The 26,727-nt window shown below is 35.3% G+C and carries 25 protein-coding genes and 1 tRNA gene; 24 read left to right on the top strand and 2 right to left on the bottom strand.

Translation table 11 applies throughout. The features are described from left to right. Window position 1: 1 nt before the first annotated feature. The 11 genes from EHR_RS00560 (at window position 2) to EHR_RS00515 (ending at window position 11,114) form a co-directional block, all read left to right on the top strand. The gene (locus EHR_RS00560) at window positions 2-1,042 is read left to right on the top strand and encodes a phage tail protein (RefSeq protein WP_010738218.1); all 1,041 of its coding nucleotides are present in this window, start codon (window positions 2-4) and stop codon (window positions 1,040-1,042) included. Continuing rightward, window positions 1,042-2,091 (top strand): hypothetical protein, encoded by a 1,050-nt coding sequence (locus tag EHR_RS00555; protein WP_010738217.1) that lies wholly within the window; start codon window positions 1,042-1,044, stop codon window positions 2,089-2,091. The genes EHR_RS00560 and EHR_RS00555 overlap by 1 nt, the downstream gene beginning before the upstream one ends. Further along, window positions 2,091-4,523: an SGNH/GDSL hydrolase family protein gene (locus EHR_RS00550; protein WP_010738216.1), complete on the top strand. Its 2,433-nt coding sequence runs from the start codon at window positions 2,091-2,093 to the stop codon at window positions 4,521-4,523. Before EHR_RS00555 ends, EHR_RS00550 begins: the two co-directional genes overlap by 1 nt. Window positions 4,524-4,575: 52 nt before the next feature. After that, the gene (locus EHR_RS00545) at window positions 4,576-4,926 is read left to right on the top strand and encodes a hypothetical protein (protein WP_010738215.1); all 351 of its coding nucleotides are present in this window, start codon (window positions 4,576-4,578) and stop codon (window positions 4,924-4,926) included. Further along, the gene (locus EHR_RS00540; protein WP_010738214.1) at window positions 4,919-5,209 is read left to right on the top strand and encodes a holin; all 291 of its coding nucleotides are present in this window, start codon (window positions 4,919-4,921) and stop codon (window positions 5,207-5,209) included. Before EHR_RS00545 ends, EHR_RS00540 begins: the two co-directional genes overlap by 8 nt. Further along, window positions 5,206-6,243, top strand: coding sequence for a GH25 family lysozyme (locus tag EHR_RS00535; protein WP_010738213.1), 1,038 nt, complete (start codon window positions 5,206-5,208; stop codon window positions 6,241-6,243). The genes EHR_RS00540 and EHR_RS00535 overlap by 4 nt, the downstream gene beginning before the upstream one ends. Window positions 6,244-6,476: 233 nt before the next feature. Beyond that, a tRNA-Ile gene (locus EHR_RS00530) sits at window positions 6,477-6,550 on the top strand. Between the two features lie 49 nt (window positions 6,551-6,599). Next, the gene (locus tag EHR_RS00525; RefSeq protein ID WP_010738212.1) at window positions 6,600-9,338 is read left to right on the top strand and encodes an N-6 DNA methylase; all 2,739 of its coding nucleotides are present in this window, start codon (window positions 6,600-6,602) and stop codon (window positions 9,336-9,338) included. 19 nt (window positions 9,339-9,357) lie between these two features. Continuing rightward, window positions 9,358-9,855 carry a restriction endonuclease subunit S gene (locus EHR_RS00520; protein ID WP_010738211.1) on the top strand — a complete coding sequence of 166 codons (498 nt, stop codon included), beginning with the start codon at window positions 9,358-9,360 and terminating at the stop codon, window positions 9,853-9,855. A 567-nt stretch (window positions 9,856-10,422) separates the two neighbouring features. Further along, the gene (locus EHR_RS14150; RefSeq protein WP_010718753.1) at window positions 10,423-10,572 is read left to right on the top strand and encodes a hypothetical protein; all 150 of its coding nucleotides are present in this window, start codon (window positions 10,423-10,425) and stop codon (window positions 10,570-10,572) included. Between the two features lie 344 nt (window positions 10,573-10,916). Further along, the gene (locus EHR_RS00515) at window positions 10,917-11,114 is read left to right on the top strand and encodes a cold-shock protein (protein ID WP_010718754.1); all 198 of its coding nucleotides are present in this window, start codon (window positions 10,917-10,919) and stop codon (window positions 11,112-11,114) included. A 122-nt stretch (window positions 11,115-11,236) separates the two neighbouring features. Here the strand turns inward: EHR_RS00515 and EHR_RS00510 are convergent, their stop codons facing one another. Continuing rightward, window positions 11,237-11,794 (bottom strand): GNAT family N-acetyltransferase, encoded by a 558-nt coding sequence (locus EHR_RS00510; protein WP_014834193.1) that lies wholly within the window; start codon window positions 11,792-11,794, stop codon window positions 11,237-11,239. Between the two features lie 14 nt (window positions 11,795-11,808). Further along, window positions 11,809-11,988: a hypothetical protein gene (locus EHR_RS00505; protein WP_010738465.1), complete on the bottom strand. Its 180-nt coding sequence runs from the start codon at window positions 11,986-11,988 to the stop codon at window positions 11,809-11,811. A gap of 1,266 nt (window positions 11,989-13,254) precedes the next feature. On the opposite strand from EHR_RS00505, the gene EHR_RS00500 reads away from it, so the two are divergent. From EHR_RS00500 to xseA, 13 genes are all read left to right on the top strand, one after another. Continuing rightward, window positions 13,255-14,364: an acyltransferase family protein gene (locus EHR_RS00500; RefSeq protein ID WP_014834192.1), complete on the top strand. Its 1,110-nt coding sequence runs from the start codon at window positions 13,255-13,257 to the stop codon at window positions 14,362-14,364. 441 nt (window positions 14,365-14,805) lie between these two features. Beyond that, complete coding sequence (locus tag EHR_RS00495; RefSeq protein ID WP_010719804.1) at window positions 14,806-17,631, top strand: sigma-54-dependent transcriptional regulator; 2,826 nt, start codon at window positions 14,806-14,808, stop codon at window positions 17,629-17,631. 194 nt (window positions 17,632-17,825) lie between these two features. Beyond that, entirely contained in the window at window positions 17,826-18,317 is a 492-nt protein-coding gene (locus tag EHR_RS00490) for a mannose/fructose/sorbose PTS transporter subunit IIB (RefSeq protein WP_010738208.1), read from the top strand. A 98-nt stretch (window positions 18,318-18,415) separates the two neighbouring features. Then, complete coding sequence (locus tag EHR_RS00485; protein ID WP_010719802.1) at window positions 18,416-19,405, top strand: mannose/fructose/sorbose PTS transporter subunit IIA; 990 nt, start codon at window positions 18,416-18,418, stop codon at window positions 19,403-19,405. 32 nt (window positions 19,406-19,437) lie between these two features. Beyond that, window positions 19,438-20,241: a PTS mannose/fructose/sorbose transporter subunit IIC gene (locus tag EHR_RS00480; RefSeq protein ID WP_010719801.1), complete on the top strand. Its 804-nt coding sequence runs from the start codon at window positions 19,438-19,440 to the stop codon at window positions 20,239-20,241. A 21-nt stretch (window positions 20,242-20,262) separates the two neighbouring features. Next, window positions 20,263-21,177 (top strand): PTS system mannose/fructose/sorbose family transporter subunit IID, encoded by a 915-nt coding sequence (locus EHR_RS00475; protein WP_010738207.1) that lies wholly within the window; start codon window positions 20,263-20,265, stop codon window positions 21,175-21,177. Between the two features lie 116 nt (window positions 21,178-21,293). After that, entirely contained in the window at window positions 21,294-21,668 is a 375-nt protein-coding gene (locus tag EHR_RS00470) for a DUF956 family protein (RefSeq protein WP_010719799.1), read from the top strand. Between the two features lie 172 nt (window positions 21,669-21,840). Beyond that, window positions 21,841-22,086, top strand: coding sequence for a GlsB/YeaQ/YmgE family stress response membrane protein (locus tag EHR_RS00465; protein WP_010719798.1), 246 nt, complete (start codon window positions 21,841-21,843; stop codon window positions 22,084-22,086). Window positions 22,087-22,275: 189 nt separating this feature from the next. Beyond that, window positions 22,276-23,340, top strand: coding sequence for a M24 family metallopeptidase (locus EHR_RS00460; protein WP_010719797.1), 1,065 nt, complete (start codon window positions 22,276-22,278; stop codon window positions 23,338-23,340). 235 nt (window positions 23,341-23,575) lie between these two features. Next, the gene (locus tag EHR_RS00455; protein WP_010719796.1) at window positions 23,576-24,001 is read left to right on the top strand and encodes an Asp23/Gls24 family envelope stress response protein; all 426 of its coding nucleotides are present in this window, start codon (window positions 23,576-23,578) and stop codon (window positions 23,999-24,001) included. Further along, window positions 23,994-24,443: a transcription antitermination factor NusB gene (gene nusB, locus EHR_RS00450; protein WP_010719795.1), complete on the top strand. Its 450-nt coding sequence runs from the start codon at window positions 23,994-23,996 to the stop codon at window positions 24,441-24,443. Before EHR_RS00455 ends, nusB begins: the two co-directional genes overlap by 8 nt. 94 nt (window positions 24,444-24,537) lie before the next feature. Next, window positions 24,538-25,383: a bifunctional methylenetetrahydrofolate dehydrogenase/methenyltetrahydrofolate cyclohydrolase gene (locus EHR_RS00445; protein WP_010738206.1), complete on the top strand. Its 846-nt coding sequence runs from the start codon at window positions 24,538-24,540 to the stop codon at window positions 25,381-25,383. Beyond that, the gene (xseA, locus tag EHR_RS00440) at window positions 25,384-26,724 is read left to right on the top strand and encodes an exodeoxyribonuclease VII large subunit (RefSeq protein WP_010738205.1); all 1,341 of its coding nucleotides are present in this window, start codon (window positions 25,384-25,386) and stop codon (window positions 26,722-26,724) included. It abuts the gene before it with no gap. Window positions 26,725-26,727: the final 3 nt, after the last annotated feature.

Here is a 26,727-nt window from a genome sequence, read left to right as displayed (position 1 = left end):
AATGGATGATATAATTGTTCGAAATTATGAACAAACCAAAGAAGAAATCCTTGTCAGGTACGACAAGGATTCTTTTTATGAGGACTGGCAACAAAATGAAACTTGGGAAATTGGGCTATCAGTAACAAATTTGATCAATCAAGAAGTGTTTGATTTGATTGAGTATGAATCTTCGATTATTTTTAATGGGCAAGAATTTATTATAAAAAAAATGACTAAAAATGTAGTAGGGGGATTAGTAACTAAACAGATAGTTGCAACACATATCTATTATACAATTCAGGATGGTTATCAATATGAAAAAGTAACAGGTACAAAATCGATTAATCAGTTATTGACACATATTTTTAAAGCTGGAAATCGAGAATTTACATGGGAAGTTATTGATCCAAATAAAAAGTTTTTAACTGTTCAACAGGAGAATTTTGGTGATGGAAATTATTTGAAGCTAATTAATGAGATTCTTTCAGATTATAATGCAGTGGTTATTCCTAATAATAAGCATCTTATGTTTTATCCGATTAGTGAGTATGGTCAGAAAGTAGAAGAACAAATTCGTTATAAATATAATACAGATGAAGTTACGTTTGATATTGATACTTACTCATTGAAAACTCAGATTAAAGGGTATGGAAAATTGAAAGACGGTATTAACACAGAAAATCCAAAAGATAGTGATTATGTGTTTACACCAATCACGTATACCAGTCCGGAATCAGAAACATGGGGAATTAGAATTCAAGATCCGGTTACTGATGAACGCTATACGATATCGCGAAATATGCTTGAACGTTTAAAAAACGATTTACAAGATTATCCAAGTATTTCTGGATCAGTTACTTTAAAATGGAAAATCAATCCTCAAAAAGGAGATTACGTACCATTTATTTATGAACCACTAAATATTAATACTTATATACAAGTAGTGGGAATAAAAACTTATCCAGCAATTCCTAACAAACCACCAGAAATTACATTAAGTAATACAAAGAAGACAATGACGGCTATTTTAGCGAATATGGTAAAGAAAGGAGTAGTTTGATGTTATTAAAGAAATTAACCACTAATCTTATTACAGGAAAATGGAAAGAAATATTTAATCATAATGTTGATTGTTTAAATGACTTAGAAACCTCCTTAAAAGAAAATGACGATTATTTAAACACTCGAATTGATAATCTTGTACTATCTTCTGGTGGAGATTCGCCAAATGAAGTAGTAGATGGGCGAGTCGATTATAAAGGAGAAACGTATAGCGTTCTTCAAGAACGTTTGATTGCATCTGAACGACTATTTAGAGGAGAAATAGACGAATTGCAGAACAAACAACTAAATATGCAAAAACAAGTGGGACAATTAAATGGGAGTATTGAACAAATCATAGGTGGTTCCGCTGCACAAATTAACATTTACGTTTCAGCAAGCAATGGAAGTGATCAAACTGGAGACGGTTCGGAAGAGAATCCGTTTGCGACTATTCAAATGGCTTTCAACCAAGTACCTTTGATTACTATCCCATCAGTTACAATATGGATTGATTCCGGTGTATATTTGGAAGATGCTGTTCTTAGAAACGTTAACGTGACATCAGTATATGTACGATGCAGAGACAATATAGATAACATTGATGTTTCAACCTCGGATTTGCCAGTTAAAGTTAGAAGTATCGCATTTTATTATGTCCGCGGTTACATTCAGGTCAGTGGATTACAATTTGTTGATACTGCCAATGGTCCTACATACGGAGGTAGTATCTATCAGTTGTTAGCTGATCAAAGTGGTTATATGTCGGTTGTAAAATGTAAATTTGCAAATGATAATCGAAATACTGCGTCCATGGGAATATGTATAAATGGTACTTCACAGTGTCATGTTTACAACGGAACGTATTTTTATAAACAAAACATTGCTATCAGAGCGAAATTCATGGGAACGATTCTTATCAGTGATATTGTCGGCTCACAGAATGTAGTTGGTGCGCAATCTGACGATGGCTTGATACGCCGCGAGCCGCCCACTAGCTTTGCTGATACGCAAACGAAAGTTACTGGTTGTGGTCTATACATTAAGAAAGGACTAGTGTTGGGTTAATGATGTATAAAACTAACGATTCAATCATTTGTATTCAAGCGGAAGCTACGAAACCAATTTATACTGGCGTTGTTTTCTGGTCATATGATAGAGGGACGGCTAAACTTCGCTTTAAACTAATGAAAGGTGCAATTGTTCAAAGTTTACCTGAAGGAGTAATGGTTCCTATTCGTTTAAAATTTCGTTCAGAAACAGCTGATGGAGGATTTGGAAAACACGATTACTTAGCAACGATTGAGGATCGGATTGGTGGAGTTGTCTCCATTGTATTAGATGATAATATTTTAGGATATGTTGGTACGGTGGAAGGTAGTATATATATTGAATTTCCTAACGGGCAAGCATTAGATACTGCTGGCCGGTTTATTTTTTCGATAAAACGAAGTCCGATTGATGAGAATGTTCCAGAACTGGAGAATTTCTATTTTAACGGATTTAGCCAAACGATTGATAAAATAGAAGAATTAATATCGAATGCTAACGATAAATTAGAAAAATTAGCAACCGAGACTAACCAATCACTTGCTAACGTTGAACAGAAAGCAGTTGAAGTTGAACAAAATCTAAACAAAATAGAAGAACTATATGAAGAAGTTGATACGTACAACAAAAAACAAATCGACACAAAGTTATCTGACAAAGGAGAAAGAACAGTAGTTGAAAAAAATCAGGAAAATATTTCTCGATTACAAACAACCAAAGCGGATCAAGCATTTGTCGATGCCCAATTGGCAACGATTGTTTCTGGTGCACCAAAAGGTACGTATAATACTTTTTCAGAATTACAAGCAGCATATCCCAACGGAACAGATGGGATTTTTTTAGTATTAGAAAATGGTCATTGGTACTATTGGCAAACAGAAACTACTTCTTGGGAAGATGGTGGAGTGTACCAAAGTACTGATATCCAAGCTGCTTCGATTACTCCAGATAAAATTGCAGAGACGACGATTCAAGGCTCAACGAATTTATTTAATTGGAAGAGTGTTATTTATGGTGAATATGTAGATAACAATACAGGGAATTTTTTACCAGCAGCGAATCAACAAGTTTATCATAGCGAATATATTCCCGTTTCGAGTGGAAAACGTTATAAGTTTAGTTCGTGGTTGGGGATTCCAGGTGCATGGTTTGATGGAGGGAAAAAATTTATTCGTTCTATTTCCCGTGCAGATACGACAAATATGACGGATAAAGCACCGGAAAATGCGGCTTATCTTATATGGAATGGAGATGCACAACGTCCTGCGACTAGTGCGATGATTACAGAATTTGATGCAAATTATCCGACCTATCCAAATCGTTATTTACCTTATCAGGAAGTTGCTTCTGTTCGTTGGCTGGAACCGACAGGAATCGAAGTCGCCAATTTTTCCGTACCAGAAGTTCAGACAAATTTATTTGATTCTGAAACGATTACAAGAGGATATTTCATTAATAACGAAGCAGTATTAATTGAAAATGCGAAATTCGCTGTATCAGACTATATATCAGTAAAACCTAATACAATTTATAGTGTTCCGCTTACGTTAAGTACACAAGGTTATTACTTTAATGAACTCAAAGAGCCAGTTTGTGCTATTCAACATACGGAAGGCTCAAACAATAATAATAAACAATTCAAAACACCGTCAAATGCTCGATATGTTCGTTTAAATCTTTATGCTGGAACCACAGGAAGTAGCAAAGGAAATGAAAATTTTTTTAGCTTGACAGAAGGAGAAAATGTTTTAACGAAAGCGACCGAATATGGCGTAAACCAAAAATGGCTTAATCCATATTCCAAAAAATTATTTGGCAAAAAAATTGTTACTTTTGATGATTCGATTACTTGGTATGACCATCAATTATTTGTAGATAAAACGACTATGCCTAATACACGAGCCATTGGTTATCAAACGTACCTTCGTTCAGCATTTGGCTGTGAAGTAAATAATCAAGGTATTTCTGGACAGAATACGAAACAAATTGGCGCTCGTTCTAAAGCTTTTGATTATAGTGATTATTCATTAGCGACATTCTTTGCCGGTGTGAATGATTTTGGGCAAAGCCGAGCAATTGGCACAGTACAAGCGATCGGTTCTTCATTTGATGAAAATACGTATTGTGGGGCGTATCAATCGATGTTAGAAGATGTACTGAAAAGATTTCCAACGCTACGCATAGGAATCATTATTCCGTACAAAGTGTGGAATACACAGCTTGGTGGCTTAATGCCTCGTGAATTTACGGATAAACTAGTCGAAATTGCGAAATTGTATAGTATTCCTTACTTGAATCTATATGATGAGGCGCAAATCAACGAAGTCAATAAAGATGTTTTATTCGTTGATGATACAAGCCAAGTGCCTTATCAATACCACTTAAACAATGAAGGATATCGAATGATTTCTAGTTATATTGTGTCGTTTGTGAATCAGATTATCGGGTAATATCCGTTGGATAGTATTCTATTTTTGTGAAAAGGAGGAACAATGAAATAACATGCTTGATCGTTTTTTAGAAATTAATAGTTTGTTCATTGCGCTAGGTTCTGGCGGAGTGATTTCTTTGTTTGTAAGAGCGTTCAAACAATTGAAAGCACAACGAGAACAAACAGAAAGAAGGTTTCGGAACTTAGAATCCGCAAACCTAGCGTTATTACACGATAAAATCTATCAACAATGTATCTATTTTTTAGAACAAGGATGGATCTCAGTAGATGATTTAGAAAATCTGGAATATATATGGAAAGGGTATCGAGCGCTTGGTGGAAATGGAACAGGCGAAGCGCTATACAGTAAAATTTTAACCTTACCCCATCATCCATTGAAGGAGGAAGAAAAAGATGGATAATATCTTACTTGCGACATCGATTATTGGCGCAATCGTTGTAGGTGTAACACAAATGATTAAACAAACGGCAATCAATAATAAATGGTTGCCGTTTTTGAATGTTCTTTTTGGATTGATTATTGGTATTAGCTATGCACTGACGATCATTCATGGAGAAATAGCCACTTATGCCTGGGCAGGAATACTGGCAGGAATGTCTGCGGGTGGTTTTTATGATTTGCCGGCTAATGGAAAATCACTTTATAAAGAAACAAAAATCAATGAAGGAGACGATGAAAAATGACATTAAAGGTAGTAGATTTATCCAATAACAATGGTTCAAAAAATATTAAGGACTATCCAGCAGATGCTTATATGTTTAAAGCAACAGAAGGTTGTAACTTTGTGGATCGTTATTGTGATCCGTTTGTTCAACAAGCTATCAAATCTGGTAAACCTTTTGGTGTGTATCATTTTATTGATGGTTCAGACTGGCAAACACAAACAGATTTCTTTATTCAAAATGCTCAAGGTTACATTGGCAAAGGAATTCTAGTTTTAGACTATGAAATGTATGGACGTCAAGGAACAGGCATTTTAAAACAAATGTTAGATCGTATCCAACAAAAAACAGGTATCAAAGCGTTAGTTTATACGTCCGCTTCTGTTTTATTTGAAGAAGATTTCTCAACGATTGTTAAAGCAGATTATGGATTGTGGGTAGCAGCTTATCAATCAAACTTCCCTAAAATTAAACACTGGACTAATGCGGCAATGTGGCAATATACTTCGATACCATATGATCAAAATATCTTTTATGGTGATCAAAATACTTGGAAAGCCTATGCCACATCTGGTAAGTGTCAACCCTCAAGTAATCAAGTGAAAGTAGAATCTATCCAAGTACAGCAACCAAATCCCCAAACACCATCTGATCACGATAAAGCAGTAGCAGCAAGTAAAGCTGTTCATCAAGGTAACGCATGGGCGAAATTGGATAAATTCAATGGAGCAAGCAAAGGAAAAGTCCGGATTGCTGGTTGGCTAGTGCCAGATAAACCAGAAGGTGCAATCGGTAAATTTGCTTATATCTTGATCATGAAACATGGCACAAATGAAGAAATTACTCGTGTGGCTTCACAAGGAATCAAACGACCTGATGTGAAGAAATCCTATAATTATAAAGGTGGCGATGCCTTAGGAATGGACGTTACTGTGGATTTAAGCTGGGTGAAAAAAGGCACGAAAATCGATGTCATTTTCCGCCGTTGTAATCAAGCAAATGGTGAAGGTGCGGTTAACGATGTTCGGATTAAGGATATCTATTTAACATTATAAAATGTATTATTAATTTTTTCTCWAAAAATAATAAAAGAAAATATTTATTGCCGATAAGTTGGAAGTAAAATTAACTACTGTTATAGAGACTTTGACCATTAAATTATCTCTCATATACAAGCGAATGAGTCTCTATAACAACTCCATCTTTCTTTAACATCTGATCATGCAAATCTGGTAGAATGTTCTTTTGTATCTCTTTCATGTCCCCTATCAGATTTGCATGACGCCTTGTACCCTTAGCTCAGTTGGTCAGAGCAGACGGCTCATAACCGTCCGGTCGTAGGTTCGAGTCCTGCAGGGTACATAATAAATGCAATTGCGTTTTACTATTGTTACGAAAGGTGATAACTTGAATGTCTTTTGAAGATTCAATTGTGGTACCATATTTTCAAAAACAGCTACTTGAGTATGGTTTAGATGTTAAATTTCAACAAGGAGAAATAAATTTAGAAGTTGATCGTGCTATGAAAAAAGCGCCAAGTAAATCAGGAGGTAGTGGGATTAATCGTCCGGAAGCAAAATTGTTAATTCAAGATTCAAAGCTTCAAAGCTATATTGTCTTGATTGAAATGAAAGGGAAAAAGGGAGATCTAATCAAACTTGACGAAGAGGGACATGTTGCTAATTTCACCAAGAAGAATGAGCCTAATTATACCAATATTCAAAAATATGCAGTTAATGGAGCCGTTCATTACGCTAATGCAATTTTAGCTCATTCGAGTTACGATAAAACGATTGCAATTGGAATTAATGGTTGGCTTGATTCGAATGAAGAGTTGGAAACTGAAATATCTGTTTATTATGTAGCTAAAGAAAACTATGGTATTGGTCAATTTGTAGGAAATTATGAGGATTTATCTTTTCTAAAGCCTGAAAACTTCGATGAATTTGTAGCTAAAATTGAAAAATTATTTTTATCTAAAGAAGAAATTAAACAAATTCATCAAAAACAGGAAACTAAAATTGATGATGGTATTCAACGATTAAACGAAAAACTATACAATAACAAAGAATTGAATATTTCAGCATTAAGTCGTATTCATCTTATAGCAGGTTCAATTATTGCAAATTTAGGTGTACCTGGTAAAGTTGCACCTCTTGAAAGTTCAGAATTAAAATCAAATTTTGAAGATCCTGATGGCGAAATCGTTATTAGAAAGATAAAGGCATATCTTAAACACAAAGATATTCCTCCTATAAAACAAAAGCTGATTTTGAATGATCTTGCACGTACATTTCAAGTAGAGGCATATTCGAAACCTAAGAAAGGGGTTTCGCTTATAAAAGAAATTTATATTGAAGTTATTGAAGATCTGGGACAGTTTTACAAAGTTGGTTTGAACATCGATTTTACTGGAAAATTATTCAATACTATGTTTCAATGGTTAAGTTTTGCAGGAGATGATCAAAATGATGTGGTTTTGACGCCACGATATGTTGCAAATCTGTTGGCTCAGTTGGCACGAGTTAATAGGGATAGTTATGTATGGGATTTTGCAACTGGTTCTGGTGGACTTTTAGTTGCCGCAATGAATCAAATGTTGGAAGATGCTAGAGAGAATATTTTTTCACCCGATAAATTATTACAAAAAGAACAAGATATTCGTACCAAACAGGTTTTAGGGATTGAAATTCTTCCTGAAATTTATATGTTGGCAGTTCTTAATATGATTTTGATGGGAGATGGTTCGTCAAATATTCTTCAAGAAGATAGTTTGCATGAATTTACTGGTGATTATAAATATGGGGGCGATGGAAAATTTCCTGCAGATGCTTTTGTATTAAATCCTCCGTATTCAGCGGAAGGTAATGGAATGATTTTTGTGCATAAAGCATTAAATATGATGGAACAAGGTTATGCAGCAATTCTTATTCAAGATTCTCCTGGTATGAATGGTATTGAAATAAGAAAAAAAATTCTTCAAAAACATACGCTACTTGCTAGTATTAAAATGCCACCCGATTTATTTGGGAATAAGTCATCTGTTCAGACATCTATTTACGTATTTAAAGTAGCCGAACCACATCAAAAGAAAGATTCTGTTCGTTTTATTGATTTTAGAAATGATGGTTATAAGCGTTCCAATCGAAAGAAGGCAAAGGCAAGTTCAAATCTTCGAAATGTAGATCGAGCTATCGAACGTTATGATGAAGTTGTCCGATTGGTTCGATATGGTGAAAAAGAACTAGAAATTTTTACGAAAAAAGAATTTTATGAAGCTGAAATTGCGCTTGATGGTGAGAAAGTTGGAAAAGATTGGAATTTTGTCGCTAAAGTTGATACAAAACCGACTTATGAAGATTTTAGAAAGACAGTATCGGATTATTTAGCGTGGGAAGTTGAACAACTTTTACAAGGTGATGCCTTGGGAAAAATAGATAGCCATTCAATGCAGCAACAGCTTGAAAATTTAGAAAACAGCAGTAACATTGAATGGCAAAAATTTAAACTCGGTGATTTGTTTGAGATAGTTTCTACACCAAGTTTTAACAAAAATCGACTCGTAGATGGATCAGAGTATGATTATGTGACTCGTACTTCACAGAATCAAGGAATTCTTCAATCTACTGGTTTTGTGAACAAAAAGAACATTAATCCAGCAGGTACTTGGTCTCTTGGTCTAATGCAAATGGATTTTTTTTATAGAAGAAAACCTTGGTATGCAGGTCAGTATGTTCGTAAAATCGTTTCTAAAGTTGAGCAAACAGATGAATCAATTCTTTATTTTACAGTTTTACTGAATTCACAAAAACCAAAACTACTCGGACAATTAGTTAGAGATGTTGATAAGATATTTACGCAGAGTATTGTTGATTTGCCAATTGATAGGCGGACAGGTCAACTGAGTTATACTTTTATAAAGTCATATATCCAAACGTTGGAAGCTGAGCGCATCCAAACGTTGGAAGCTTATTTAGTAGCAACAGGATTAAGCGATTATAAATTGACAAATGAAGAAGTAGAAACACTTGACACGTTTCACCGAATGTCTGATAATTTGACAGACAGACAGACAGACAGACAGACAGACAGACAGACAGACAGACAGACAGACAGACAGACAGACAGGAATAATATGGAAATCATTTAAAATTATAGATAAGTTTTTTGTGAAGAATACCCACAATATTTTGTCTCGAGATATAGTCTTAGATTCAGGCAAGATTCCATATTTGACAGCAAGCACATTTAATAACTCAGTTGGAACCTATATTAGTTACAACGAGAAATTGCTCGAAGAAGGAAATAGCATTTTTATTGGTGGTAAAACTTTTGTTGTTACTTATCAACCAGAAGATTATTTTTCTAATGATAGTCATAATCTAGCACTTTATTATAAAGATAGTACAAAAAGAACAAAAATACATCAGATTTTTTTTGCAACATCAATTTATAAGTCTTTATCGCATTTATATAGTTGGGGAGACAGTATTTCAAATCGTAAAATACAGAAAGATACATTTTTGCTTCCAACTAATCAAAATGGAGAAATCGACTATAAGTTTATTGAGGTGTTGATTTCAGCTACTCAAAAACTAGTGATTAAAGATGTAGTTGATTGGGCAGATAAAAAAATAAAAGTAACGAGAAGTTTAGTAAAATTATGAAGGAAATATAAAACAAGATTGGTAAAATTATTCTTGAATTTATAAGAAAACACTATTTCTTTCCACCTTCGGGTGGTCTTTTCTATTTTTACATTTATGTGAAAAAAATAAGAAAATAATAGTTCTAATTATGTTAAAATGATAAYGTCATCATATTACACAATCTTAACCCCGTTTCCATTTATGGTGACATCTATTCAGAGCTACTTGAAAGAGTAGCTCTTTCTAGTTTCTTTAGATTAATATATTTTATAAAAAATAGATTGTATTTCTATTCTGACGTTTTTGATTAAATATAATGTTTTTCTTATTAGGCGGTATTTTTTATATTAGATATAACAAAAACAAATAAAAAAACTTGATTTCATATATTATAATTATAATGTGCTACAAGATATTCCATGTTGTATTCGCATTATTCAGTTTAAACTACGTAGCACAAAATAAAATTCGTAGTAAACTACGATCAACTTCACAAAGATCTCCTGTGTTTTACTGCGATTTATTATCTATAAGACTACTCATAAGAGTAGTCTTTACATAAAAAATAATAAAGAAGGTATCACTATGTATTATGTAGAAGTACAAACACGAGGAGTAAAAAACAGGCAATATGTCAAAAGTGTAATCAATAATTATCCACTATTAGGATCATGGAAAGAGGCTGAACCATTTTCAAAAGAATGTGCATTGCAAATAAAATCAGTTTTAGAATAAGAACTAATTTGTGGAAAAGCAATTGACAATATTKTAGAAAAGTAAAATTTATTAAAGTTTTAAGTAAACGATGTAATATTATATTAGTAGCGTTAGTCATTTATTTTCAATTTCAATTTTTTCGTCCTTTAATTAATCATTTTAAATGCTTAGTCTAAATTTTTGTAATAAAAAACGTATCAAACAATTATCTTTGTGTTACCATTACTTCCGTGTTATAGTAAATAAGTAATCTAATTTGAAACGTAATCTGAGCGATATATTCACACTATAAAAACTCCTTTTACTAATTAATATTAATTGCAACAAAACACGTATTATATACGTATTAGGAGGAAATATATATGAATAACGGTACAGTAAAATGGTTTAACTCAGATAAAGGTTTTGGATTTATCACTGGTGAAGATGGAAATGACGTATTTGCACACTTCTCAGCTATCCAAGGCGATGGATTCAAAACATTAGATGAAGGTCAAGCTGTTTCTTATGATATTGAAGAAGGACAACGTGGTCCTCAAGCAGTAAATATCGTAAAATAATGTTGAACTTTAACCACCTCATCGAGGTAGTTTTTTATATAATGGCTCATAACCGTCCGGTCGTAGGTTCGAGTCCTGCAGGGTACATAAAAAGACTTTCAAGAATTGAAAGCCTAAATAAATTATTCTATAAAAAACTCATTTGTTAAAACAGCCATGCTAATGTTTTTATCTCTTGTTTGACCAGTTTTACAAAAACCGATTTCTTCATAAAATTTAACAACGTCTTTTTCGCTTTGTAAAGTAATTAAACAAGCTCCAATATGTGGTAAAATAAAATTTTTTATATATTGGAATGTATAGAACATCATTTCACTACCTAATTTTTTACGTTGTTTGTCTTTATGAATAGCAAAATAATGAATCCTAATTGCTGGTATAGATTGTGGCATAATAGGATTACCCCAAATTTTTAACTCATTAGTTAACTTAGAAGTTTTAATTATTTGAACTCTATCTGTAGTTAGAGAAAAAAATCCAAGTAGGAAGAGAGGATTTTTTTTCTGTTTTATAAACATTAGAAAAGTTTTTGAAATACCATATTTTATTTCTTCTAATGCTTCATTTTTTAGATAGGAGTCAATATGATCTTTTCCACAAGAAAAAGCCTTGACCAAGGCTTTTTCTTGTGGAGTAATATTAGAAATTTTTTTAAAGATAACTTCATCTTCTAATAACATTTTATCACCAATTTTTAGATGTTATATTTTTTTCCATCAATATTCATAGTTTTAATTTTTTTCATTCCAGCTAGAGTTCTAGCTATATTAGGATTTGAAGGTTTTGTTTTTTTAGAATAAATATTATTTAAAAACTCACTACACTCTTTAGAAGAATTAAACTTTAATTCTGTATTTACCATAGTAGTAGCCATGAGATKCCCCCTCCTATATATATTGCGTGCGAAATATAATACATACATAAATATCTATTTATATATCTAAAAAAATATATAGTTAGATATCATTTAATATATATTGTTGTATATATAGTTTATCAAAATAATTTTGATTGGTAAATACAAAATACTTGACAAGAGATAAATTTAATTTTTACATACAAATACTACAACACTCCCGTAAACCAACTCATACCACCATACCCCCAACCTTCGGGTGGTATTTTTTATTTTTATCTGTACGTCAAAAAAGTAATAAAACAATAATTTCAATCGTGGTAAAAATGACAGTGTCATCATTTTACACAATCTATAAAAAATGAATTTTTTCTGAAACCCACAAGATGATGACATCCGTTCAAGGCTACTCGAAAGAGTAGCTTTTTTTTAGATTATTTGCAAATAACTTGGTTGTGAAAATTTATAGATTATTGTATAAAAGTTGTAAAAAATAAAATTCAATAATGCTATAATAAAATGTCGGTTCGTCGCTTCCACAGATTTCGTGGTGGAAGGAGGTGTATAATTTGTTTGAATTCACTTTAGAGCACGTGCTCTTGCCATTGTTAATTGGTTTAACTTTGGCTTTATTTAGTCATTGGCTAGATAAACATTAGAGCCGACATGGCGCTTACTGTTTCGCAGCAGTAAGCGTCTTTTTTTGAAAAAGAAAAAACACAACGTATTCGCAGGTACGTTGTGTTTATGGTGTATATTTGTTTAAATTCACTTTCAACTATCATTATACTTGATAAATAAAATGTGTCAAACGTAATGAAAAATGACCATACTTTGACCATACTTTTTAGAAAAACATAGAAAATATTAGTGACTGAAAAACTATATAAACGTTGCTATTAAGGCAAACAGTGTTAACTAGAATTAGTCAAGAAATGTAAAACTAGAAGTGTCTGTTTATCCAGTAGCTCAAGAAGCTTAATGAACAGTTAGCTCTATCCCTTATTACGTAAAGGATAGAGCTTTTTTTATGACTTTTAATGAAAACGGTTGACAAAAAAGGTGCTTAAACATAAAAATCAATACCATTTTTTACTTTTTATTCAAAATCCTGTGCTTATCATTAGTTAAAATGGAAATTACATATTAAAAAACGAACGTCATTCTAAATGATCGGTTAAAAAATAAAAAACGTTTCCCGTTTGAAGTATAACAATATATGAGTGGAAAAAATCACTACTATTTGTGAATGTGGTATTGTATACTAGGATTAAAAAAGGAGTGATGAATGAAAAAATGAATTTAAATAACGTTTCAAAGCGTTTGTACAAATGGGACAATTTAAAGGCTTTATTAATTTTCCTGGTTGTAGTAGGTCATTTAATTGATCGGGCGAATCAAAAGAGCGACTTGTTAATGAAAATTAACTATTGGATATATATGTTTCATATGCCAGCATTCATCTTTGTTTCTGGTCTATTCAGCAAGAATACAATTCGCAACAAAGATTTCCGAAAAAGTTTTAGATATCTCAAATGGTTTTTCATTTTAAAAATTATATTTTTGATTAGCACTTTTCTCTCTTCAGGTTCTTTAAGCTTTTCCTTTTTAACAGAAAGCGGACTGCCATGGTACTGTTTTGCTATTTTTGCTTTTCAATTAATCAGCATGGTTATTGATGGATATGACAAATACTGGGTGCTAGGCATAGCTGTTGTAATTGGTTGTTTGGCAGGATATGATGCAAATTTGGGAGATTTTCTATGTTCTTCAAGAATCTTAACTTTCTTTCCATTTTTTTATGCTGGATACTTAATTGATTATCAAAAAATGTCAAATTATCTAAACAATTTTAAGATCAAGTTGTGCGCGTTGTTCCTTTTGTCAGGAAGTTTTTTTGTCGTTTATTTTAAGTTATATGGCACCTCACTGACGATGGGATTTTTGACCGGTAGAAATGCTTATGCGAATGTAAGCGAATTAGTAGGTCTTTATGGTGGTTTTTTCCGATTTATTTACTATATTGCAGTCTTCCTTATAATCAGTAGTTTGGTTGCTTTGATAAGTAATAAACGACTGTTTATTACGAGTTTTGGAGAATTATCCTTGATCATATATATGTTGCATATACCTATCGTCAGAATAGTGAATGATAAACTTCATTTGGATTTGTTTATTAAAAGTTTTGGTGTACCGCAGAGTATTACGATTCTAATAGTAACTATATGTATTTTCTTTTTGTGCAGAATGGAGTGGGTTCATAAGCCGTTAAACAAAATTCTCTATTTTAATGTTCCTGAAAAAACAGATAATTCGGTAAAAGGAAATGGGTATTTTAAAAGCTTTTTTTATGACCGTACTTTGACCATACTTGATAGTAAAAATGAAGAATAATTAGATGGTATGATGAGCGTATTATTATAGAAGACAAGTGTTTAGGTTATACGATCGGAGTTAATAAAAGTTCACTAGAAAATATTGAATTGGAAGTGATTGTTTATCCGAGCACTCAATAAACAGAATAAATTGAATAAACAATGAACTAAACTCAATGAAAAAAGTTCTCTCTCGTTGATTAAGAGGAGAGCTTTTTTTTCTGTGTTTCATTACAATAGATAAAATGGTTTATCGGCGCAAGCACTTCGATCCGATCATTTTAAAGAAAAGCTTTAAGTTGAAGGGGACGTTTTTGGATAATTCTAATGAGACAAAGAGTAGCTGATCCAGTCAATACTTCTTTTAATAAGAGATATTTACTGTAAATAGTTGACGAAATGGAATTAAATTTATAGTATTATGTTTTGAAGCCAGTTAATGAAAAAGGGGCGAAACCAAATGGCGAAGCGCATTGATCGAATTTATACGTATGTCAAAGAAAAAACGGCTCATCTAAAACCGATTGAATATGATCAAGGGGTCACAACGAAAGAGATAGCTGAGGTTTTAGGAATCCAACGGACCAATAGTAGTAAAGATTTGAATCAGTTGGTACGTGAAGGAAAATTGTTGAAAACCGATGGACGACCTGTACGTTACATATATCAAAAAAATGTTGCCTATGAACAACCGACCGCCAAACATGTCATAAGCTATAAAGAAGAAAGAGTACCAGTAGAAAAAGCAAGGATTCAGATTGATACGAAAGATATTTTTGCTAAGATCATTGGCGCAAATGGGAGTATGAAAAACTCGGTTGAGCAAGCGAAAGCCGCCATTTTATATCCGCCGAGAGGTCTGAATTGTTTGATCACTGGACCAACTGGATCGGGGAAAACCTACTTTGCACATGCGATGTTTCATTTTGCCAAAGCCAATCACGTCATTAGTGAAGACAACGAGTTGATCGTCTTTAACTGTGCCGACTACGCTAATAACCCGGAATTATTGATGAGTCACTTGTTTGGGTATGTCAAAGGTGCTTTTACTGGAGCAGAAGAGGAAAAAACCGGAATCATTGACCAAGCAGATGGAGGAATGTTGTTCCTAGATGAAATTCACCGGTTACCACCTGAAGGGCAAGAAATGATCTTTTACTTCATGGATCATGGTACCTATAGTCGATTAGGAGAAACAACAAAATCTCATGAAGCAAATGTTCGGATCGTGGGAGCGACAACTGAGGACCCTGGTTCTTCTCTATTAGAGACATTTGTTCGAAGAATACCGATCAATATCAAGTTGCCATCTTTTGAAAAACGCCCTGCAAATGAAAAAATCGACCTGGTTAAAATTATGATCGCCCATGAAGCTAACCGTATCCAGCGGCAAATTTCGCTAACTGAAGATGTTGTTAAAGCGTTGATCGGTAGTGTAACCTATGGGAACATCGGTCAGTTAAAATCGAATATCCAATTGATTTGCGCTCGTGGTTTTTTAAATCATATCAATTCTCCTGAAATTTCGATTACGATCGATGATTTGACGGAAGGGATTAGAAGTGGATTGATCCAATTAGCAAGTAATCGAGTAGCGATGTCCGAACTATCGAAGCTATTGGAGCCCAAAATTACGGTGTACCCTAACGACACAATCATGAAGATTCAATCTGATTCTTATGAACTACCCTATAATCTTTATGACATTATTGGGGACAAAGCAGCGCTATTAAAGTCTGACGGATTAGATCAAGAAGCCATCAATCATTTTATTTCAACGGATATCAACATCCATTTGAAATCTTTTTACAAGGATCATGGATTCTCATTCAATGCCGATAATAAACTAGCTGAGTTTGTTGATCCTAAAATCATCGAAGTCACCAATCAAATATATATAATGGTAAAAAATGCCTTGCCATATGAGTTTCAGCAAAATTTTATCTACGCAATGAGTCTGCATATCAGTTCTTTTTTAAAAAGAATCAATATCGGTGAAGAGCGCCATACGAATGATAATATACGTGAAATGGCAATTGATTTTCCAGTGGAATATGAAGTAGCGAAAGAAGTTAGAAAGTATATTGAGGAGTATTTCCAAGTAACGATTCCAGATAGCGAAGATTACTATCTCACTGTCTTGCTTGTGTCGCTAAGGGCAAATCAAGCAAGCGGTCGTATTGGGGTAGTCGTGGCAGCACATGGTAATAGTACAGCAAGCAGCATGGTTCAAGTGGTCCAACAATTATTAGATGCAGACAATGTACGAGCGGTCGATATGCCATTGGATATGGATCCTAAAACGGCGCTTAGTCGGATCGAACGAATGGTGCAAGAGGTGGATGAAGGCAGTGGAACGATCTTATTAGTGGATATGGGTTCGCTTGCTTCATTTAATTCTCAGATTCAGCGAGATACAGGAATTCCTGTGCGGACAGTTGACATGGTGACGACCTCTTTGGTATTAGAGACGGTTCGCAAAGTTTCTGTGTTAGGTACGGATTTAGATATGTTATACGATTCCTTGAAAAATTTCCGTGGTTATGCAGAAATTTCGATGGAAAAAACACCTGAACCGACCGCACTCAGAAAAAAAGCCATCTTAGCTATTTGTGCATCTGGTGAAGGAACCGCACAACGAATCAAAGAATTGATCGAACGTTCTGTAAGTAAACGGCAAGATGTCGAGTTGACTGTTTTGGCACTCTCTGTTTTAGAATTGGAAAAAGAATTGCCTAAATTAATTGAAAATTACCAAGTCATTGCGACTACTGGAATTACAGATCCACAGATTGCTGCGCCGTTTATTCCATTGGAGCGGTTTATCGATCAAAATATCGAGTTGATTTTAGATCAATTATTGCTTGAGGCAGAATTAGATGAAACAGAAGAAGTGCCATTGAGTGAAGAAACTGCAAAACAGACTTGTGTGAAATTTATTGAACAAAATTTTACATTTATCAATGGAACCAAATTGATTGATCCTTTATGGAATTTTAGTGATCAAGTGTCTGAGAAGCTATCGATTGAGAATCATGGATATAGTTTTAAAATCAATTTAGTTTTACACACAGTGGGGATGATTGAACGGATTTTATTAAACGAGCCATTGAATGTTGAATCAGACGAACTGGAAAAAGCGATGGAAGATCCATTGTTTTCGTCTATCCAACAATTGTTATCCCCGTTGGAAAAGACCATCAGATTTGAAACACCTTCATCTGAAGTTTATTATTCATTAAAGCTGATTCGTAATGAATTGGCAAAAAATGAATACACTAAATGAAAAATACACAAAAAGATACACTGTTATTAGTGTATCTTTTTTGTGTATTGCTTCGAAACGCCTTAAAACCCTTTAGTGTATTGATAAAAAGTTGGCACGGTTCTTGCTTTTATATAAATGTGCCAATAGATGGTTATACACACAGAAAATGAGAGGGGTTTCTGTGAAGTAGTTTAACAAAAGGAGATTTGCTGATGGATATTCGGTTAGCGCGTATAGATGATCGTTTGATCCATGGACAAGTTGCAACGGTCTGGTCAAAATTGACCGGCGTGGAACGCATCATTGTTATTAGTGATTCAGTAGCCCAAGATAAATTGAGAAAGTTTCTTTTAAAAGAAGCTGCTCCACCGGGGATCATCGCAAATGTGATCACGGTGAAAAAAATGATTCAAGTTTATCAAAGCGGTTTACTAGCAACGACGAAAGTGATGCTTTTATTCACTAATCCTCAAGACGTTGAGAAAATTGTCTTAAGTGGTGTACAGCTGGATTCATTGAATATCGGTGGGATGAGTTTTTCTGAGGGGAAGACGATGATTACAAATTTTGTGTCAGTCGACCATAAAGATATTGCATCGTTCCAATTCTTGAATCAGCAAGGTGTAGAATTAGAAATTCGCAAAGTACCCGCAGATAGAAAGATCCTTTTGATGGAATTACTAGCAAAAGCCAAAAAGGCATAATATTGTTGTTGGAAAATGGTCAAATTCATCTGTTGTAATGGTTAGCAATTATTTTAATATTTGATTTGTTACAACAAAAAGAAGTAGGAGGTATAAATATGGTAGGGATTATCCTTGCAAGTCATGGACAATTTGCTGAAGGTATCTTGCAATCAGGTTCAATGATTTTTGGCGAACAAGAAAACGTCAAAGCAGTCATTTTAAAACCAAGCGAAGGTCCAGATGACTTGAGAGCCAAATTAGAAGAGGCTGTTGCTTCTTTTGATAATCAAGACGAAGTATTGTTCTTAGTTGATTTATGGGGCGGAACACCGTTCAATCAATCAAACACATTGTTTGAAGAACACAAAGACAAATGGGCAATTGTTAGTGGTTTGAACTTGCCTATGTTGATCGAAGCTTATGCGTCACGTTTTTCAATGGAATCTGCTCAAGAAATTGCAGCACATATCATTGAAACAGCAAAAGATGGTGTGAAAGTGAAGCCAGAAGAGCTTGAACCACAAGAAGCACCAAAAGCAGAAGTTTCTGATGGACAACCTAAAGGTGCATTACCTGAAGGAACAGTAGTTGGCGACGGTAAGATTAAATATGTTTTAGCACGTGTTGACTCACGTTTATTACATGGTCAAGTTGCTACTGCATGGACAAAAGCTGTTCAACCAAATCGGATCATCGTTGTTTCAGATGCTGTATCAAAAGATGATTTACGTAAGAAATTGATCGAACAAGCTGCTCCTCCAGGGGTTAAAGCAAACGTTATCCCAATTTCTAAAATGATCGAAGTTGCTAAAGATCCAAGATTTGGGAATACAAAAGCTTTGCTATTGTTTGAAAATCCTGAAGACGTGTTGACAGCTGTTGAAGGCGGCGTTGACATCCAAGAATTAAACGTAGGTTCAATGGCCCACTCAGTTGGGAAAGTTGTCGTAAGTAAAGTTTTATCAATGGGCCCTGAAGACGTAGAGGCGTTTGAAAAACTAGAAAGCAAAGGAGTTAAATTTGATGTACGTAAAGTACCAAATGACTCTCGCGACAATATGGACGAAATTCTTAAAAAAGCTAAGTCTGAATTATCTAAAGCATAATTCAAAAAACTAATATTTATAGGAGGCTTATCATGTCTATTATTTCAATGATTTTAGTCGTATTCGTTGCCTTTCTAGCAGGGATGGAAGGGATTCTGGATGAATTCCAATTTCATCAACCTCTAGTGGCATGTACATTAATAGGTTTAGTAACAGGTAACCTTGAAGCAGGTATCGTATTAGGTGGTACTCTTCAAATGATCGCTCTTGGCTGGGCAAATATCGGAGCTGCTGTAGCACCAGATGCTGCATTGGCATCAGTTGCATCTGCAATTATTTTAGTATTAGGTGGTCAAGGTGTTCGAGGCGTTCCATCAGCTATTGCTATCGCAGTACCACTTGCTGTTGCTGGTTTGTTCTTAACAATGATCGTACGTACAATCGCTGTTCCTATCGTTCACTTGATGGATGCTGCTGCTGAAGAAGGTAACATCCGCAAAGTTGAAATGTGGCACATCATTGCAGTATGTTTACAAGGTATCCGTATTGCAATTCCTGCTGGAGCATTATTATTCATCCCAGCTCAAACTGTTCAATCTTTCTTAGAATCAATGCCTGCATGGTTAACAGACGGTATGGCTATTGGTGGGGGAATGGTTGTTGCTGTAGGTTACGCATTAGTAATCAATATGATGGCAACTAAAGAAGTATGGCCATTCTTCGTTATCGGTTTTGTTGTAGCTGCAATTACTCAATTAACATTGATTGCCCTAGGTGCTTTAGGTGTTGCTTTAGCTCTTATCTACTTGAACCTTTCTAAAATGGGAGGCTCTTCAAATGGTGGCGGAGGAAGCAACTCAGGTGACCCTCTAGGCGACATTTTGAATGACTATTAATCTTGAAGGAGGAAAATAAAAATGGCAGAAGAAAAAATTACTTTATCTAAAAGAGACCGTTTAGCTGTTGCATGGCGTTCTACCTTCATTCAAGGTTCATGGAACTATGAACGTATGCAAAATGGTGGTTGGGCTTTCTCAATGATCCCAGCAATCAAAAAATTATACAAAACGAAAGAAGAGCGCACAGCAGCTCTTAAACGTCACTTAGAATTTTTCAACACACATCCATATATTGCTTCACCTATCTTGGGTGTTACGCTAGCATTAGAAGAAGAACGCGCAAATGGCGCTCCTGTTGACGATGTAGCGATCCAAGGGGTTAAAGTTGGTATGATGGGACCTCTTGCTGGTGTTGGTGACCCAGTATTCTGGTTTACTGTTCGTCCGATGTTAGGAGCTCTTGGTGCTTCTCTAGCAATGGGTGGTAATATTCTTGGACCAATCATCTTCTTCTTAGGTTGGAACATTATTCGTTGGTCATTCATGTGGTATACACAAGAATTTGGTTACAAAGCTGGTTCTAAAATCACAGATGATTTATCTGGTGGATTATTGCAAGACGTAACAAAAGGTGCATCTATCTTAGGGATGTTCGTATTAGCCGCCTTAGTACAGCGGTGGGTATCGATTAAATTCTTGCCAGTTGTATCAACTGTTAAGTTAGATAAAGGTGCTTACATTGAGTGGGATAAATTACCTGCTGGTGGCGAAGGAATCAAGAGTGCTTTTGAACAAGTAAACAGTGGTCTAGCACTTAGTCCTGAAAAAGTAACAACTTTACAAGATAACTTAGATCAATTGATCCCAGGGTTAGCTGCTTTAGCATTGACATTACTATGCATGTGGTTATTGAAGAAAAAAGTTTCTCCAATTGTCATTATCTTAGGTCTATTCGTTGTCGGTGTAGTTGGCCATGTTGTTGGTCTTTTATAATAAGAATCTAGCTCGGGCGTAGCCCCGAGCTTTTTTTATCAAAAAGTGGATGCTGCTTGAGATTTCAACATTGAAACGATAGTATACTAGATAGATAAAATAATAGGAGTGATTAAATGGTTCAATCAATCAATACAAAAGTTGATTTGGTAATTGATGCCACTGCGTTTACTGGTTTGACTGATTATGGGAAAATCATGATTGGAGACCGAGGATTCGAATTTTATCATGCAAGAGACACTCGGAAATTTGTTCAAATCCCTTGGGAAGAGATTGATTACGTCATCGCATCCGTTATGTTCAAAGGAAAATGGATTCCGCGCTATGCCATTCAAACAAAGAAAAATGGTACATATACATTTTCTTCTAAAGAACCCAAAAAAGTACTTCGCGCTATCAGAAAATACGTAGATCCTAGTCGTATGGTTCAATCCTTGAGCTTTTTTGATGTAGTGAAACGTGGTGTCAAAAGTATCTTCAAACGCAAGTAGAAAAACACGAATGGATGCTCTTCGCAGCATGTCATTCGTGTTTTGTTTTGTGTTTCGCTTTTTCTTTTGTGTGCGGTGTCATTATCTAGGTCAGCTTCAACGCTGGTTCAATCATTTGCTCCTAATAATTTTCCTATGCTAGAATGAAACTGTAAAGAAGGAGGTTATTAGTATGGGTTGGATATGGACTTTAATCGTTGGTGCAGTCATCGGAGCCATTGCTGGAGCAATTACCAGTAAAGGAAATTCTATGGGTTGTATCACAAATATCATTGCTGGATTGATTGGTTCAAGTATCGGTCAAGCAATTTTTGGTAACTGGGGACCACATGCAGCTGGTATGGCACTTATTCCATCAATTTTAGGCGCAGTTATTTTAGTGGCAGTTGTTTCATTCTTTTTTGGGAAACGATCATAATCAAATAGATTAACGCTTAGCCAATAGTTTTGCAGATAGAAGTAAATAGTTAAGGCAGATCTGAAACTGATTTGTCTTAACTATTTTTGTTTTACTAAGTTTATTAAGAAAATTTGTTTTATCTGCTGTGTCAGAAAGAAAATTTGCTATAATAGAAAAAAGAGAGCAAAGAAAGAAGGAATTTCATTTATGATGCTACGAGTAGAAAAATTGCGTAAAAAGATGCAAGAAGAAAATTTAGATTCATTTTTGATCACTAGTCCATACAATCTTCGTTATTTGACTAATTTTACTGGTACGACAGGCTTAGCGGTCATCACATTGGAAAAAGCCTTTTTTATTACTGACTTTCGTTATACCGAGCAAGCAGCAGCTCAAGCTCAAGGATTTGAGATCATCAAAAATGTAGGACCGATTTTTGAAGAAGTAGCTGACTTAGTTCAAAAAGAAGGACTACGTGAACTTGGTTTTGAAGAAACAACTGTTTCCTTCTTAGAATATTCGGTATTAGAAGAGATCATTGATGCGCAACTGATTCCTATTTCGGGCATGATTGAAGAACTTCGAGAAATCAAAGACGAAGAAGAAATTGCGATTATTGAAAAAGCTTGTAGTATTGCAGATTTGGCATATGACCATATTCTCAAGATGATTCAACCGGGAATGACAGAGATCGAAGTTGCCAACCAATTAGATTTTTATATGCGTTCACTTGGAGCGTCAGGTGTTTCTTTTGAAACAATCGTTGCTAGTGGTTTACGCTCAGCTATGCCACATGGAGTTGCTAGCAAAAAAATCATTGAACAAGGCGATTTGATCACAATAGATTTTGGATGCTACTATGAAGGTTATGTTTCTGATATGACACGAACATTTGCGATTGGTGACCCAGGAGAACAATTAAAAGAAATTTATCAAATCGTTCTTGAAGCCCAACTAGCAGTTCTGGAAGTAGCTAAACCAGGAGTTACCGGTAAGCAACTAGATGCTGTAGCTAGAGATTACATTACGAAACATGGTTATGGCGAAGCTTTTGGACACTCAACAGGACATGGAATTGGCTTAGAGATCCATGAAGGACCCAATGTTTCAGTTCGAGCTGAGAAACAATTTGTTCCAGGAAATATTATTACCGACGAACCAGGCATTTACTTACCAGGTATCGGTGGCGTTAGAATCGAAGATGATTTATTGATTACTTCTGATGGAAATCGCGTGTTGACGCATTCACCAAAAGAGTTGATTATTTTATGATGAGCGTAGCCTAAAGCATCATTCACTCAGACTTTGTTATAGAAAATCACTTGATTTAATGATACACTATAGAAGACAGCAAGCTTTGAAAACAAAGCGTAATTTGTTTGAGAAAAAGACTCTCAAATAGGCAAGTGAACAGTTTACCTTTATACGTTTCGAATGAAGAATAAGTGAAAGAACGGTTCATTCGTAGGCAACAATCTGTGTAGAGGCAAAAGGAGGAATAGATAAAATGGCAGAGGACAAAAATTTAGTTTTGAATGCGACTCAAGAGCTTGGTGAAATTGTCATTGCGCCAGAAGTCATTGAAGTGATTATTGGTATCGCTGCTTCAAAAGTAGAAGGCGTTTATGGGATGCGTGGAACATTTGCCAGCAACGTAACGGAATTATTAGGGCGTGCAGCGCATGGTAAAGGTGTCTATTTAGTAAATGATGAAGATGGGTTAAAAGTAGATCTTTATTGCTATTTAGAATATGGGGTTTCTGTTCCCAGAGTAGCGATGGAAATGCAAGAACGCGTGAATCAGCAAGTTCTTTTCATGACAGACATTGCTTTAGCAGAAGTCAATGTTCATGTGGTAGCAGTCGTACCGGAAAAACTAGAACAACCAGCAATTGAAGAACTTTTTGAAGACGAAGAGGAAGAAAATGAATAAAGAATTATCAAGACACGAAATTCGTGAAATGGCTTTACAAGCATTATTTCCATTAGATTTTAATGCTGATTTGACCAAAGAAGACGCAATTTTCCATGCAATTGAGTTGGATCACAAAGAAATGATCAATGAAGAGGAGTCAGAGTTTGTTCCTGTTTATTTAGATACATTGGTTGGCGGTGTGTGTGCGAAAAAAGGCGAATTAGACCAAACCATTGAGAAGCACCTCAAAGGAAACTGGCGCATCAATCGTATCTCTAAGATGGATTTGATCATCTTGCGTATCGCCATCTTTGAAATGAAGTACATTGAAGATGTACCATCCGCAGTCGCATTGAATGAAGCCATTGAATTAGCCAAAACTTTTAGTGATGATCAATCACGTAAGTTTGTCAACGGTGTATTATCTAATGTTTTAAAAGAGATTGAAGCTGGGGCATAGTCCCAGCTTTTTTCTATGAAAACAAGGAAACAGGTTCTAAAAGCTTGTTTATCTATGGTAGAATGAAAGCACAAAAAAATCTGGGAGTGATCGTATGGCAGAATTGATTAATGGAAAAGAACTAGCTGAAAAAATGCAAGCAGAGATTGCGATAAAAGTGAGCGAATTAAAAACAAAATCGATCTCCCCCGGATTGGTCGTTTTATTAGTAGGAGAAAATCCAGCCAGTCAGGTTTATGTACGTAATAAAGAACGTTCCGCAAAATCAATCGGGATCCATTCAAAAGTTGAACGTTACCCAAGCACGATCTCTGAAGAAACGTTGTTAGCTGAAATCGAAAAATATAATCAAGACCCAAATTTTCACGGGATTCTTGTTCAGTTGCCATTGCCAAAACACATTGATGAAGAAAAAGTCTTATTAGCAATTGATCCTAAAAAAGATGTAGATGGTTTTCATCCAATGAATTTAGGACGATTATTAGCTGGTAACCCCGATAAGATTCCTTGTACGCCATATGGCATCATGAAAATGTTCGCAGCTTATGATATCAATTTGGCAGGGAAGCGGGCGCTGGTGATCGGACGTAGCAATATTGTAGGGAAACCAATGGCACAATTATTATTGATGGCAGATGCTACAGTAACGATTGCTCATTCAAAAACGGCTAACCTTGCTGAACTTGCAAAAGAAGCTGATATTTTAGTCGTAGCGATTGGGCGAGGCCATTTTGTTACTAAGGAATTTATCAAACCAGGCGCAGTGGTGATCGATGTTGGTATGAATCGTGATGAGCATGGGAAATTGATCGGTGATGTAAAATTTGATGAAGTAGAACCTTTAGCAAGCTATATCACTCCAGTGCCTAAAGGAGTAGGACCTATGACGATTACGATGCTGATGTATCAAACCGTGCTGGCTGCTGAAGCAGGTGAGTAGATGACACAAGAATATTTAACAGTAACCACATTAACCAAGTATTTAAAAAGGAAATTTGATGTAGACCCTTATCTTGAAAGGGTCTATTTAACAGGTGAAATCTCGAATTTTCGTTTGAGAGCAAATGCACATCAATATTTTAGTTTAAAAGATGACCATGCAAAAATCTCAGCAATCATGTTCAAAGGTGCATTTCAAAAATTACGTTTTCAACCTAAAGAAGGGATGAAAGTATTAGTTGTCGGACGGATCTCTCTTTATGAAGCTTCTGGTTCTTATCAGATTTACGTTGAACACATGGAACCTGATGGTGTAGGAGCGCTATATCAAGAATTAGAAGAACGAAAAGAAAAATTGCGAAAAGAAGGTCTTTTTAAGCCGGAACATAAGCAAGCTCTTCCACGTTTTCCAAAAAGAATTGCAGTTTTGACCAGTCCAAGTGGTGCAGTTATCCGAGATATCATCACAACTGTCAAAAGACGTTACCCCATCGCCCAACTCGTCCTATTCCCAACGGTGGTGCAAGGAAATCAAGCAGCTGACAATATCGTTGAAAATATCCGTCGTGTTGAAGAACTGGGAGATTTCGACACGATGATCATTGGACGTGGCGGCGGATCGATTGAAGACTTGTGGCCATTTAATGAAGAAAGAGTAGCACGTGCCATTTTTGAGGCACGAACACCTGTGATTTCTTCAGTTGGGCATGAGACGGATACTACTATTGCTGATTTAGCAGCAGATGTACGAGCAGCCACACCGACGGCGGCAGCTGAATTAGCTGTTCCTGTTTTATCTGAAGTATTGTTGAAGCTGAAAGAACGGCAAGCAAGGCTTGAACAGGCCTTTTTGCGTCAAATTCAACGCAAACAAGAACGTTTTGAACGAGCAAAACAATCATATGTTTTCCGTCAACCGGAACGTCTGTATGAAGGACAAACAATTAAGCTTGATCAGTTCAAACAGCGCTTGTTCCAAGCGACACAACAAATTTATCATTTGAAAGAAAAACAAACGGTTCGCTTGAACCATCAGTTGGCACAAGTTGCACCGACTTATCGAGTGAAATCTGCCAAGCAAGAAACAGACTACTTAGAGAAGCGGTTAGCTGAAAAAATGGAACAATATATGCAGAGCCAGCAGCAACGTTTCCAACAAGCGATTCAATCATTAGATTTACTTAGTCCGTTGAAAATCATGGGGCGAGGATACAATTACACAACAATCGAAGGTCGTGTCGTGAAAAGTGTGACAGAGATGAAGCCTGAGGATACGATCACGATCCATTACCAAGACGGACAAGTAATTGCTACGGTACAAGAAGTAGAAGAAGGAGAATGATCA

This window comes from Enterococcus hirae ATCC 9790, assembly GCF_000271405.2.
Classification (GTDB): domain Bacteria; phylum Bacillota; class Bacilli; order Lactobacillales; family Enterococcaceae; genus Enterococcus_B; species Enterococcus_B hirae.
The sequence above is the reverse complement of the archived record's forward strand: the minus strand, read 5'-3'. Positions and strand labels throughout refer to the sequence as shown.